The 13,900-nt window shown below is 53.7% G+C and carries 11 protein-coding genes; 3 read left to right on the forward strand and 8 right to left on the reverse strand.

The window, feature by feature from the left end:
• Positions 1-5: 5 nt before the first annotated feature.
• Positions 6-1,439, reverse strand: coding sequence for a hypothetical protein (locus ACZRKO_RS16055; protein ID WP_463738250.1), 1,434 nt, complete (start codon positions 1,437-1,439; stop codon positions 6-8).
• A gap of 393 nt (positions 1,440-1,832) precedes the next feature.
• Between ACZRKO_RS16055 and asr the strand changes: the two genes are divergently transcribed.
• On the forward strand, positions 1,833-2,258 hold the full coding sequence (gene asr / locus ACZRKO_RS16060; RefSeq protein ID WP_463738251.1) for an acid resistance repetitive basic protein Asr: 426 nt from the start codon (positions 1,833-1,835) through the stop codon (positions 2,256-2,258).
• Positions 2,259-2,594: 336 nt separating this feature from the next.
• Here asr and serA read toward each other — a convergent pair whose 3' ends face one another.
• On the reverse strand, positions 2,595-3,833 hold the full coding sequence (gene serA, locus ACZRKO_RS16065; protein WP_463738252.1) for a phosphoglycerate dehydrogenase: 1,239 nt from the start codon (positions 3,831-3,833) through the stop codon (positions 2,595-2,597).
• A gap of 395 nt (positions 3,834-4,228) precedes the next feature.
• Complete coding sequence (gene rpiA / locus ACZRKO_RS16070; RefSeq protein WP_463738518.1) at positions 4,229-4,891, reverse strand: ribose-5-phosphate isomerase RpiA; 663 nt, start codon at positions 4,889-4,891, stop codon at positions 4,229-4,231.
• 213 nt (positions 4,892-5,104) lie between these two features.
• Here rpiA and ACZRKO_RS16075 point away from each other — a divergent pair, with 213 nt between their 5' ends.
• Entirely contained in the window at positions 5,105-6,007 is a 903-nt protein-coding gene (locus ACZRKO_RS16075) for a LysR family transcriptional regulator ArgP (protein WP_463738253.1), read from the forward strand.
• Positions 6,008-6,049: 42 nt separating this feature from the next.
• On the opposite strand, the gene ACZRKO_RS16080 is transcribed toward ACZRKO_RS16075, so the two are convergent.
• Entirely contained in the window at positions 6,050-6,943 is an 894-nt protein-coding gene (locus ACZRKO_RS16080) for a LysR family transcriptional regulator (RefSeq protein WP_463738254.1), read from the reverse strand.
• Positions 6,944-7,056: 113 nt separating this feature from the next.
• Here ACZRKO_RS16080 and ACZRKO_RS16085 point away from each other — a divergent pair, with 113 nt between their 5' ends.
• Entirely contained in the window at positions 7,057-7,884 is an 828-nt protein-coding gene (locus ACZRKO_RS16085; RefSeq protein WP_463738255.1) for an SDR family oxidoreductase, read from the forward strand.
• 104 nt (positions 7,885-7,988) lie between these two features.
• On the opposite strand, the gene ACZRKO_RS16090 is transcribed toward ACZRKO_RS16085, so the two are convergent.
• The 4 genes from ACZRKO_RS16090 to ACZRKO_RS16105 form a co-directional block, all read right to left on the reverse strand.
• Positions 7,989-8,708 (reverse strand): oxidative stress defense protein, encoded by a 720-nt coding sequence (locus ACZRKO_RS16090; RefSeq protein WP_463738256.1) that lies wholly within the window; start codon positions 8,706-8,708, stop codon positions 7,989-7,991.
• Between the two features lie 99 nt (positions 8,709-8,807).
• Complete coding sequence (gene argO, locus ACZRKO_RS16095) at positions 8,808-9,425, reverse strand: arginine exporter ArgO (protein ID WP_463738257.1); 618 nt, start codon at positions 9,423-9,425, stop codon at positions 8,808-8,810.
• 172 nt (positions 9,426-9,597) lie between these two features.
• Positions 9,598-10,503: a small-conductance mechanosensitive channel MscS gene (gene mscS / locus ACZRKO_RS16100; RefSeq protein ID WP_463738258.1), complete on the reverse strand. Its 906-nt coding sequence runs from the start codon at positions 10,501-10,503 to the stop codon at positions 9,598-9,600.
• 165 nt (positions 10,504-10,668) lie between these two features.
• The gene (locus ACZRKO_RS16105; protein WP_463738259.1) at positions 10,669-13,782 is read right to left on the reverse strand and encodes a beta-galactosidase; all 3,114 of its coding nucleotides are present in this window, start codon (positions 13,780-13,782) and stop codon (positions 10,669-10,671) included.
• Between the last annotated feature and the right edge of the window lie 118 nt (positions 13,783-13,900).

Genomic DNA, 13,900 nt, shown 5'->3' on the forward strand with positions numbered 1-13,900 from the left:
CAGAATTAAGGCGTCACGACCACATCAGTCAAGGTAAACCGCTTTTTCTCACCGTTCTCGTGAAAACCAATGCGCAGGAATATGCGCAGATTTTCGAGGTAAGCATAATCGCTGCTCATCGGTCGCTTGTCGCCACGATCGTCCGTGCAGGTTAGCTCGATGTAACGACCAGAAAAGGCTTTATTCAATTGCGCCGCGTCATGCCAGTGATCGTCCGTACGGCATACTTCACTTTTTGCCTGCTCTTCACCGGCTTTTCTGCCATTGGTCAACACGCCATGCCACTGGTATTGCGTTGCCGCTTTTACCGGTACCTCAAACGAATTGTCCAGAGACCGGCTGATATCCGGTGCCGGAGAGAAGGAATCCCAGCCTCGCAGATCGACCATGTTAAACAGCCGCTGATGTTGCATATAAAGCGGCGCATTACCGATGAGGATTTTATCCAGGCTGAGCGTCGTGCCGTCAGGTTGTCTATCGATAACGATGTCCGAACTGTTGCCCCCCTCTCCCACCCATTGCTGCGTATAAGTAAGGCGACTGAATGCAGGATGCTGATCCGCACTGCCGACGGCTTTTTTCACCACCGCCATAACGGCATCGGGCAGGGAGAAACGTTGTAATTGAGTCGGGTCGTTATGTTCGTAGTCAGGCAGTGATGGCTGGTTATCAGCGAGAGGCTTTTCACGTGCCACCCATGGCCCCTTCCCTTGATATTGCGTGAGGTCTTTAACCTCACATAATGGCTTTATAACGTCCCCTAGCTCTGGCGGCAGCGTAGAAAACACGGGGTCAGCCACGACATTGGCATCGGTTAGCAGCCCCTGATTATCGAGCGAATAACTGGCCTTCGTCATACCCTGACCATTTTCGCAATTCATCACCACGTCCTTAATCTTCACTGAATAAGGGGCACCATACTGCTCTTTTATGTAGGTTTTCGCGTAGTCCGTCGCCAGACGAACTTTCAGCATTTTTCCCTCTTTCACGCTGTTGTTTACATCCACAAATTGGCGGTCACCCTGTTCATTGGCGGCTGATATTTCAGCCCAGCGAGGGGCGGTGAGATGTTGCTGGCAAACATCCAGTTTAGGATCCTGACCAAGCGGGCTGCTCGCGTCCGGCTCAAAGGGAACCGCAGGTGCGTAGCGTGAAATGGAATTGGTGCTATACGCCCGTAAAACCGTGCCCGTATTGAGATGGACATCCATCATTAAGAGCGATTTTTTCTGCGTGCGGCAATCGACATTCAGCCACATCTCGCTCGTCTCACCAGCGGCCATGGAAATACGGAAAAGCGCATTGATTGAATCCCCAACTTGCACGTAATTTTCAGGGATCCATTGAATACTTTTCACTTGAGGGGGTACAGGTGCGGGTATCGCCATCGCCGGGGCGGAAAGTATTCCCCCAACGATAAGAAAACTTAAGTGCTTCATCTTATGTTCTTTTATAAAAAGGAATGAGCATAGCAGAGAGGAAAAACCAAAGGAAAGAGGCAGGAGAGTTGGTGATAAAAACGAGCACAACTCTCCTCAGATCTCCTCAGAAATCGGTTTATTGATAGCGATGCGGCGCTTACGCGGCGGCTATCTGTTTGAACCTTATGTAGGCAGAACGTTAAGTATGTTGTAACTAACTCAGTAAATTATCACTCGACGACATCATGAAAACCAATCAACACACTGATATTTAACGATTTTTAATTTTGTACGTACCGTTACACGCCGACACCAATCACTCACGGACAACCGTGTTCGACGCGCCTATTATTCTCTCAACGGCCCCGCAGTGGGGTACACATACAAACCAAGAATTTTGAGGAATTAAACATGAAAAAAGTATTAGCTCTGGTTGTTGCCGCTGCAATGGGTCTGTCTTCTGTTGCTTTCGCTGCTGAAACTACCGCTGCTCCAGCACCTGCTACATCAACGACTGCTGCCCCAGCTGCAAAAGCACCTGCTAAGCACGTAGTTAAGAAAGCACACAAGAAACCAGCTCAGAAAGCTCAGGCTGCCAAAAAACACAAAAAACACGCTAAGAAAGCAGCCCCTGCTCAGAAAGCACAAGCCGCTAAAAAACACGTGAAACATGCTAAGAAAGCTGCTCCGGTCGCTCAGAAAGCGCAGGCTGCTAAAAAACACGTGAAACACGCTAAAAAAGCTGCTCCGGTAGCTCAGAAAGCACAGGCTGCTAAAAAACACGTGAAACATGCTAAAAAAGCTGCACCAGCTGCAAAAGCAACGCCAGCAGCATAAGTAAGTCGTCTTAGTGAGGGTATCTCCTCACCGATATCAAGACTGATTATTGAACACCCGGCTTGCCGGGTGTTTTTTTCTCCAGTTTTTGTCATGAGGTATTGATGAATGATGCTGCGCCGATACCTGTTCGAACTCACCATGAGCGCCCTGCTCCTCTGCGGCGTTATCACCATGTCCTTACTTCTGAATATTTGAAGCGTTACCTGACCTTCAACTTCTGCCCTGTTCTTCCTTAATCCCCATAGAAACGAAAAACCCCTACTTGTTGGATAACCAACTTTCGGGGTTCATTTCATGGTGCCCGCAGGCGCCTTAATTATTTGTACAGGCTTTTTAGTAAAGCAGACGCGCGCGGATAGTTCCCGGTATGGCCTTCATCAGTTGCAATGCATTGTTTAGCGTAGCAACATCAGTTTCGGCGTCGATCACGACATAGCCGATTTGCGGGCTGGTCTGCAAATACTGTGCAGAGATGTTGATGCCCTTCTCGGCGAAAATCTGGTTGATGCTGGTCAGCACGCCCGGACGATTTTCGTGAATATGCAGCAGGCGGCTGGCATTGGTACCATGCGCTGGCAGCGAGGCTTCCGGGAAGTTAACCGCTGACAGGGTTGAACCGTTGTCAGAGTATTTCGCCAGTTTACCTGCCACTTCCAGACCGATACCTTCCTGAGCTTCCATCGTGGACCCCCCGATGTGTGGCGTCAGGATCACGTTATCAAACTCGCACAACGGTGACAGGAACGGGTCGCTGTTGGTGGCGGGTTCTTCCGGGAATACATCGATGGCCGCGCCGGAAATATGCTTGCTGCGCAGCGCATCGCACAGGGCAGGAATATCAATGACCGTGCCACGTGAGGCGTTAATTAGCAACGAGCCAGGTTTCATCTGCGCTAACTGATCAGCACCGATCATGTCTTTAGTATTGGCCGTTTCAGGAACGTGCAGCGTGACCACGTCGCTGGTTTTCAGCAATTCATTCAGGCTGCCAATCGGTTGTGCGTTACCCAGCGGCAATTTGCTCTCGATGTCGTAATAGAACACCTGCATTCCCAGACCTTCCGCCAGAATACCGAGCTGCGTGCCGATGTGGCCGTAACCGATGATGCCCAGACGTTTTCCGCGTGCTTCGAACGAGCCGACGGCCAATTTATGCCACACGCCACGGTGGGCTTTGGCATTGGCGGACGGAATGCCACGCATCATCAGCAACATTTCGCCGAGCACCATTTCGGCCACAGAACGGGTATTGGAGAACGGCGCATTAAATACCGGGATCCCGCGGCGGGTAGCAGCATCCAGATCAACCTGATTGGTGCCGATACAGAAGCAACCGACGGCAATCAGCTTTTCAGCCACGTCAAACACATCTTTCGTCAATTGGGTACGCGATCGGAGTCCAACAAAGTGCGCATCACGAATCGATTCTTTCAGCGATTCTGTGTCTAAAGCACCTTTGTGAAATTCAATATTGGTGTAACCCGCTGCGCGGAGTGAATCAACCGCACTTTGGTGGACGCCTTCCACTAACAAAAACTTAATCTTGTCTTTCTCAAGTGATACTTTTGCCATTTCCCGACCCTATTTTTCTGACTGACGATGTCTGCGACCGACGATTTCTTACGGCTGACGTGGCTACTTTTCAGCAACGACACAGCCAACATAACAAAAAATTCGCCATCATCAATACAAACGATTGCCTACCGGACAGCAGAAGGCTCAGCCACTACATGGCTTTTTAGAATTTAATGCTGGGTAAGAAAATTCGGGCCGGATGTTACCGAGGTATGGGAAGGAAATGTGACATAAGTCACCAAATTCAGGCTTATGAAGAAAAGATGTTTCAGCGGGAAAATTATCATCTTCATAACATTACGTTATGACCGCGTACAGACTGGCTGCGTCAGAATCTACGCAGCCAGATCTTCTGCTTATCGCCTGTCAGGCTGAAACCGCCTGAGTCGGGATTATTTCAGGGTGACGGTTTTCACGCCGTCGGCCGTGCCCACCAGCGCGACATCCGCACCACGGTTAGCGAATAAACCGACCGTCACCACACCTGCGATACCGTTGATCTTATTTTCCAGCGCGATGGCATCGAGGATCGACAGATTGTGCACATCCAGAATGATGTTGCCGTTGTCGGTCAGCACGTTTTGGCGGTATTCCGGCAGGCCGCCGAGCTTCACCAGCTCACGCGCCACATAAGAACGCGCCATCGGGATCACTTCCACCGGCAGCGGGAATTTACCCAACACGTCGACCTGTTTGGAAGCATCAACGATACAGACGAATTTTTTACTGATGGCCGCGATGATTTTTTCACGGGTCAGCGCCGCGCCGCCACCTTTGATCATCTGCATCTGGCCGTTGATTTCATCGGCGCCATCCACATAAACGTCGAGCTGATCCACTTCGTTGCTGTCAAAAACATGAATGCCGAGGCTTTTCAGTTTGGCGGTAGAGGCATCAGAACTCGAAACTGCCCCCTCAATCTGATGTTTGATCGAGCCTAATGCATCAATGAAATGGGCAGCGGTGGAGCCGGTGCCAACACCCACAATGGTACCGGGGGTAACGTAGTCCAAGGCGGCCCAACCGACAGCTTTCTTTAATTCTTCCTGAGTCATCATAGCTTCTCTGTTTGGTAACCGGGTGGTTTCGTGAAGATAACAATGCCAGTGATTATAAAGCATGTCCCCGGAAATTGGGTCTTTTGGATATGTCTGAGTTCACACTTATCATCTCGCCCGCCTGATGACGGGGAAGATTTTGTCCGCCACTAAAGTGTTCAATCTATGGCATAGTATTTGGATAAATTAAATTCAGGGGACAGAACTCCGATGAAACGCCCAGACTATAGAACGCTACAAGCCCTGGACGCAGTGATCCGCGAGCGCGGTTTTGAGCGTGCTGCGCAGAAACTTTGCATCACTCAATCGGCGGTATCTCAACGAATTAAGCAGCTCGAAAATTTATTCGGCCAGCCTTTGCTGGTCCGTACCGTACCGCCACGCCCGACGGAACAGGGGCAGAAATTGCTGGCGCTGTTGCATCAGGTGGAATTGCTGGAAGAGGAGTGGCTGGGCAACGACAGCGGTACTGACAGCAATGACACGCCGCTGCTGCTGTCGCTGGCAGTCAACGCCGACAGCCTGGCAACCTGGCTGCTGCCCGCGCTGAAATCCGTGCTGGTTGACTCCCCTATCCGCCTTAATTTACAGGTAGAAGACGAAACCCGTACGCAGGAGCGTCTGCGTCGCGGCGAAGTGGTCGGCGCGGTGAGTATTCAGCCACAACCGTTGCCAAGCTGTCTGGTGGACCAACTAGGCGCGCTGGACTATCTGTTTGTCGGCTCGAAACCTTTTGCTGACCGCTATTTCCCGAATGGCGTCACCCGCTCGGCGCTGCTGAAAGCGCCTGCGGTGGCCTTCGACCATCTTGATGATATGCATCAGGCTTTCCTGCAGCAGAACTTCGATCTGTCGCCGGGCAGCGTACCGTGCCATATCGTTAACTCGTCGGAAGCCTTTGTACAGCTGGCCCGTCAGGGCACCACGTGCTGCATGATCCCACATCTGCAAATCGAGAAAGAGCTGGAAAGCGGCGAACTGATCGACCTCACGCCGGGCCTGTTCCAGCGCCGGATGCTGTTCTGGCACCGTTTCGCGCCGGAAAGCCGCATGATGCGCAAAGTGACGGATGCGCTGCTGGCACATGGCCGTCAGGTGCTGCGTCAGGACTGATTGATTTCTCTTTTCGTCCGGCGGGTATGAATGGAGGAAATTTCATCCACTCTTCTCTCGGACGATATCGATAAATGCCCTCAGGCTCGCGGGTACATGGCGGTTTCCTGAGAAGTAAAGGAACAGCCCTGGGATCAGCGGGCACCATGCCTCCAGCACCGCCACCAAACGCCCTTCATTCAGTGCCGTATGAACATACGTTTCTGGCAGATAAGCAATACCCAGCCCATCTGAGGCTGCTTCAAGCATCAGTTGCGAATTATCCAGCGTCAGCGTTCCCGGCACGTCGATAGCCACTTCCTGACCGTGCTGGCAAAATTCCCACCGATAGCGTTTTCCACTGGGCAGCCTTTGGCGTAAACACTGGTGTCTGACCAGTTCGTCCGGCGTTTCAGGGGCCGGGTGAGCCGCCAGATAATCAGGGGAAGCCACGGCCAGAAAGCGTATATCTGCGCTCACGCGGATGGCTATCATATCTTGCGGCACCGCCTCGCCGAGCCTTATCCCCGCATCAAATCCCTGCTCGACAATATCCACCAGCCGCCCTTCAGCCACCAGATCCAGCGACACATCAGGGTAACGCGCCATGAACTTCGGCACGATATTGCGCAGCAACAGACGGATAGCGCCCTCGCTACCGTTGATGCGCAGTTCCCCCATCGGACGCCCTTGTTCCCCGGCCATATCACCGAGCACAGCATCAAGGTCAGTCATCAGAGGGGAGAGTCGTTTTAGCAGACGGTCACCTGCCTCGGTGAGCGATACGCTTCGCGTCGTCCGGTGAAGCAGACGTGTGCTGAGACGATCCTCCAGCCCGCGTACGGTATGACTGAGAGAGGATCGCGTAACGCCCAGCAGATCTGCTGCCCGGCGGAAACTGCGATGCTCGGCCACTGCCATAAAAGTTCTTAATTCGGCCAGGGTAGGTTTATTCATTGGTGTTTTATTTTCACCTGTTTATGCAGTTTATTGGGTATTAACACAACAATAGCACTGACCTATGCTTGATGCCTGACGTTCAACGTCTCACTCTTATGAGGACAGGCAACATGACAAAAACATGGTTTATCACCGGCACCTCCACCGGCCTTGGCCGCCTTCTTACGCAACGACTGCTGGAACGCGGCGACCGGGTAGTGGCAACGCTGCGCAAACAAGGCGCACTGGACGAATTGCTCGTTAAGCACGGCGAGCGTTTGCATGTCATCACACTCGACGTGACCGATACTCGGGCCATTAGAACAGCCTTAACGGACGCGTTCACCCGCATGGGGCGGATTGATATTGTGGTCAGCAATGCAGGCTACGGCCTGTTCGGCGCAGGCGAAGAAGTCAGTGACGAACAAATAGAGCGGCAGATCGCTACGAATCTGGTGGGGTCGATTCAGCTTATCCGCGCCGCTTTACCGCATCTGCGAGCCCAGGGCGGCGGGCGAATTGTGCAGGTTTCATCCGAGGGCGGGCAGATCGCCTACCCGAATTTCAGCCTCTATCATGCCAGCAAGTGGGGGATCGAAGGCTTTGTGGAATCGGTGGCTCAGGAAGTGGCGCCTTTCGGCATTGATTTCCTGCTCATCGAGCCAGGCCCGACCGGAACGAATTTTGCAGGCGGGCTGGACCACGCAACACCGATGCCATGCTACGAAGAGACCCCGGCCGGTGAAGTGCGCCGCGGCGTTGCTTCCGGCGATTTCGCCATTAAGGGCGACGCAGTAAAAACGGTCGATGCGATGATTACCGCAGCCGATGCCGCGCAGCCCCCTTTGCGTCTTGCGCTCGGCAGTACGGCTTACGCGTCAATCCGTCAGGCGCTCACGGAAAGATTACGCGTACTGGAGGCACAAAAAACGGTGTCACTTTCCGCCTATCAGGGCTGACCCAAAGCTGAAAATAAAAAACCCGCTTCGGCGGGTTTTTTATTTTCAGACAGATAGCCACAATAATTCACGTCACCCTGGAGGGCCTTGAAGTATGGCGGTTATCAGCGCTGAATTTCGAACACGACATCCACCTGATCATCAAAGTGAATGCTCTGCTGTTCGTAGGTTTCAGCGGCATCATTTTGCGTCGGTGCGGCGGCGGCTTTAAACATCCGAGCGACCGGCATTGGTTGATAATTCGCCACATGATAACGGATGCTGTAAACAGGACCGAGTTTAGCGTGGAAGCCTTCTGCCAATGCTTTCGCCTGTTGCGTAGCATTGTCGATGGCTTTCTGGCGCGCTTCGTCACGGAAACGGTCCGGATTCGCCACGCCCAGTTCAATAGAGCGGATTTCATTCAGGCCTGATTTCAACGCACCATCCAGCAAATCGTTCAGTTTGTCTAACTGACGCAACGTCACCTGAACCTGACGTACAGCACGGTAGCCTTTCAGCTGTGATGTCCCGTCTTTCAGATAATTGTATTCCGGCTGAGTGCTGAGGTTCGCGGCATTGATGTCTTTCTTCTCAATGCCGTTTTTTTGCAGGAAGGCGAAGTACTCAGCCACGCGCTGGTCAGCTTGTTGTTTGGCTGACGCGGCATCTTTGGCAGAGACATTGACTTCAATCGCCAGCGTCGCAATGTCCGGCGTTGCATCAACGCTGGCTGTCCCGGAAGTGACCACATGCGGACCCGCGGGAACTTCAGCAGCCTGAAGTGCAGCAGGTAACGTCCCTAATCCCAACATCGCGGCCATAGCCAATGCTTTCAATTTCACAGTGCCTCCTTTAATCATTCCAGATATGGCATTACATTCATTAACCGCAAAACCGTAGCATATCCGATGGCAGCAGAAACTAAGATTAGTGACAAAATCTTAAAAAAGGCCGGTTTGCCGAGCAAGCTGTACGGCGATACCCCACATGATGGCGCCGACCACGAAGTTGATGGCGCGCTGCACTCTGCCGGTATTGAGCCACGGCGAGAGCATTGCAGCCAGGATAGCCAGACCAAAGAACCACAACGCCGACGCCGACACCGCACCGAGCGCAAACCAAGAGCGTTCGTCGCTGCTCAGACTTCCCCCTAAACTCCCGAGCACCACGAAGGTATCGAGATAGACATGAGGGTTGAGCCAGGTGACCGCCAGCATACTGACCACGATTTTCCAGCGGCTCTGCTTCGCCACTTCCGCCTGTGCCAGCTCAGGGTTTTTACTGAAAGCGGTACGAAACGCGCCCCAACCATACCATAACAGGAAGGCCACCCCGCCCCAGCTGACGATAGCCAGTAACATCGGCGACTGGCTGAGGAGCGCACTACCGCCAAAAATACCGGCACAAATCAGTGCGGCATCGCTGACGGCGCAAAGGGTGGCGATCATCAGGTGATACTGTTTGCGGATCCCCTGATTCATCACGAATGCATTTTGGGGGCCAATGGGTAAAATCATTGCGGCGCTCATCGCCAGTCCTTGCAGAAATATTGCCAGCACGTCGTTTCCTTAATGGGTTCGAAAGGTTAATCACGCGCAGTGTATGTGAGCTTTTGCATTAGCGGAAATTGATAATTCTAATCCCACATAAGCATTGCTAATTACCGGCGCCGCTGGCTTCAGACATGAAAAAGGCGCCCGCAGGCGCCTGTTATTTTTCAGCAATGGCGCGTTATTCCGCCACGCCTTTTTGCTCGATAGAGCGCCGCTCTTCCTGCTGGCTGGTCGCCGCATCAGCAACGCGATACAGGTGAACATCCAGCTGCGGATAAGCAATATTGATATTGTTTTTATCCAGCGCGCGTTTGAACGCTTCCAGCAGATCCCAGTTCACTTCCTGCGCATCGCCATTGGTGGTCCAGACACGTACCACGAAATTAAGTGTCGATGCCGCCATTTCATTCAGACGTACGGTGACACCTTTGTCATGCTGAATACGTTTGTCGGCCGCAATAATGTCACCCAACACCTTTTTCACCAGATCGATATCAGAGTCATAACCTACACCCACCATGATTTCAGTACGGCGGTTGGGTTCACGCGAGGTATTGATGATGTTACCGGCGATGATTTTACCGTTCGGCACCACAATCACTTTATCGTCAACAGTACGCAGCGTGGTGGAGAAGATCTGCACCTGCGTGACGGTCCCGGCCACGCCGCCTAAATCGACATATTCACCGGCACGAAACGGGCGGAAAATCACCAGCAGTACGCCTGCGGCAAAGTTTGACAGTGACCCCTGCAACGCTAAACCGACGGCCAAACCGGCGGCACCGATAACAGCAATCACAGACGTGGTCTGCACGCCAATACGGCCCAGCACGGCAATCAGCGTGAACGCGATAACCGCGTAACGCACCATAGCCGCCAGAAAATCGGAAACCGTCAGGTCAATACCACGCAGTTTCATCACGCGGCTTACCGCACCTGACAAGATGCGGGCAACAATCAGACCAACAATCAAAATGAAAATGGCAGCGACTACGTTAACGGCATAATGCAGCAGTAATTCCTGATTTCGCACCAGCCAGTTACCGGCATTATTGATACTGCCTACAACGTTCAAATCTTCCATTCGAAACACCCCTAAAAATTCACCCACCCGGGCAGTCAGAAAAAGCCGCCACGAAAACCCGCCTCATGCGGCTTTCTTTAAGTCTTTAAGGGTAACTAACAATCCCGCTTCATGCCACTTTGACGTGGAAGAGTGCCGCCAAATTAGGCGTTTACGAGAACATTCTCACTCCATTACCCCCCGCTTCCAGCTGACTGAATAGGCGTAATGGCCCGCGCTGAGCAGGAAATCCGGGCTGACGCTGGGGCTCCAGGAATCATCCCCACCAACGCCCATATGGAAACCGTCGATGTTCAGCCAGGTACCCGGTTCTTCGCTCAGCAGATGACGGTGAGAGGTTTCCATCAGCTGTTGCAAGCTGAAACGGCTCAGGCCGAAATGGAAATGTCCGTTAAGCTGCCACGCGCCGTAATTCAGCTCGCGGGTGCCGCCGCGCAGGCCGTTTTCCGTCGGGAAGACGTAGGGAGTGTACATCTGCTCAAGCGGAAGATCCCAGCGGCCAAACTGCGCCGCCAGACAGCGATCCGGGTAGTTCTCATGCGGCCCCAGACCGAGCCAGTTAACCTGCGGAGCATTTTCCACCAGTTGACAGGTCAGGCCGATGCGCGCCGGTGCGGGAAGACAAGTGGCTACCGTCACCACGACGTCCAGCTGCATTTCCCCCTGACTGTTGAACAGGTAGGTTTTGCGGCTGGTCAGCAGCACCTCGCCCTGATGAATAAAGGCATGACGCGTGGTGATTAATACGCCATGACGCAGTGCATCGGCTTGCACATCTAGCGTCTGCGTTTCCAGCTGATACATGCCAGCCGCTTTCCAGCGCTCAACCCACGCATTCGGGTCGATGCGCGTCACTTCGCTGACGCCGATGTCGTTGTCCAGCGGCGCGCGAATAAACTGATCCCGCAGCGCTGTCAGTAGCTGGGGCTGGTCATCATCAAACCACTGCTCCAGTAACCCGCTCTGACGGCTGAAGTGCCAGCGCTGAACGCCGTGACGAATTTCGATCCGATCGCCCTGCTCCGAGAGTACCGGTGTTTCGCCGGGCTCAGACCGGCTCGATGATAAATTTAACCCGCACGGCAACTGCCATTGATCCCAGGCACTGCGGTGATCCGCGGCTGACCAACTGGTCGCCTGCGGCTGATGGACCGCCACGTTCAGCCAGAGTTCACCGGGCGTGGTGGTGACAGGGAGAGATCCCAGCTCCAGAATCTGCTTGCCGCCCGGTGCGATATTCAGCGCGATATCGCCTTCGACGATCGCTTTACCGTCCTGCTCAATACGCCAGTGCAGTTGTTCGTTGTCACTGTGGCGGAATAGAAATTCGCTGTGGATCTCAACGCGCAACGGATCGGTGCTGATCATTTCAAACTGGAAAAACTGCTGTGCGCGCTGTGCTTCAAACAGTGACGGATGCGGCGTGCGGTCAGCGAAAACCAGCCCGTTCATGCAGAATTGACGGTCGTTGGGGGTATCACCGAAGTCACCGCCGTAGGCCTGGTAGCTGACGCCAGTTTCGTCAGTTCGGGTCAGGCTTTGATCAACCCAATCCCAGACGAACCCGCCCTGTAAGCGCGGAAACTGACGGAAGGCTTTCCAGTATTGGTCAAAGCCGCCGAAGCTGTTGCCCATCGTATGGGCGTATTCGCACAAGATCAGCGGGCGCTGCTCGCCCGGCATACTGATCCATTTTTTAATCGACCATTTAGGCACGGCGGGGAACGGCTGATCCTGCTCAACGCGGGCATACATCGGGCAAATAATGTCGGTCGCTGCGGTATTCGCACCGCCCCCTTCGTACTGCACCGGACGGGTGGGATCGTTGGTTTTTACCCAGCGGTAGAGGGCGTCATGCGTGGCACCGTGGCCGGATTCATTCCCCAAAGACCAGATAATAATGCACGGGTGGTTGCGGTCGCGCTGCACCATACGGGTCACGCGTTCACTGTAAGCGTTGAACCAGCGCGGGTCATCCGACAGGCGGCTCATCGGCTGCATACCGTGGGTTTCAATATTGGCTTCGTCCACCACGTACAGGCCGTACTGGTCGCACAAGCGATACCACAGAGGATGATTCGGGTAATGCGAACAACGCACGGCATTAAAGTTATGCTGCTTCATCAGCATAATGTCCCGGCGCATAGTGGCTTCATCCATCACCTGCCCGTTTTCCGGGTGATGCTCATGACGGTTAGTCCCCCGAATCAGTACCGGTTTACCGTTTACTTTCAGCAGGCCGTCGCTGATCGTGACTTCCCTGAAGCCGACATCGTAAGCCTCGGCCTCAATCAATTCATCCTGCGGTGTCAGCAACGACACCACCAACCGGTAGAGCGAGGGCTGCTCGGCGCTCCATAAATCGGGATGGTTGACGGCCAGACGCAGCGTGGTGCGGTCAGCATAGTTGCCCCGCTCGTCAATAATATCGCTGCCTACACGGTGGGTCAGCTCAGCGATCGGGCGCTCGCCCTGCCAAAGTTGTGCCTGTACCTGATGCAGGCTGGCGTCATCGGTTGGAAGCAGCGCGGAGATCTGCACCTCCAGCTCTGCCTGAGTAAAATCATGACGCAAATGGGTGCGTACTTGAACGTCAGTCAGCTGACTGGCCGGTTTATGCAGCAAGCTGACGTCACGGAAAATCCCGCTCATGCGCCACATGTCCTGATCTTCCAGATAGCTGCCGTCGCACCAGCGCAGCACCATCACCGCCAAACGGTTTTCGCCCGGTTGCAGGATGCCGCTGAGGTCAAACTCGGCCGGCAGACGGCTGTCCTGCGAATAGCCGATCCACTGACCGTTACACCACAAATAGAAGGCCGAGTTAACACCGTCGAAAATAACGCGCGTCTGCCCGCTGGCCAGCCAGTCGCTATCCACAGAAAAGGTGAGCGAATAACAACCGGTCGGGTTTTCTGTGGGGACAAACGGGGGATTGACCGCAATGGGATACTGCACATTGGTATAAATCGGTGCATCAAAGCCTGCCAGCTGCCAGTTTGAGGGGACGGCTAAGCGCCCAGCCTGCGGCAGATCGTTTTGCAGCCAGGCTTCCGGGACTTTCTCTGGCTGGCTGAAATAGCTGAACGTCCAGTCACCATTAAGGCTCACAATGCTCACCGGATCCCGCCCGGCACGAGCTGCATCCTGACAGCGCCAGCTCTGAAACGACGGGTGTGCTGGTAAGCGATTATGCTGAGTGGATGCGACATTTTCCCAGTCACGGCGCGCCAGCACCGTAGCCAGTGAAGAAGATCCGTTAGCGGTTTCAGGGTTCATTATGCTGTCTCATTCAAAAAATGTTATGCGCTCACAATTATACTCAACATGCGGCGATATTCATCTGAAGTAAAGCCAGAGAGGCAGGGAAAGAGGGGCGGATCACATTTCGCGCGGG

It is taken from the genome of Ewingella sp. C233, assembly GCF_055407225.1.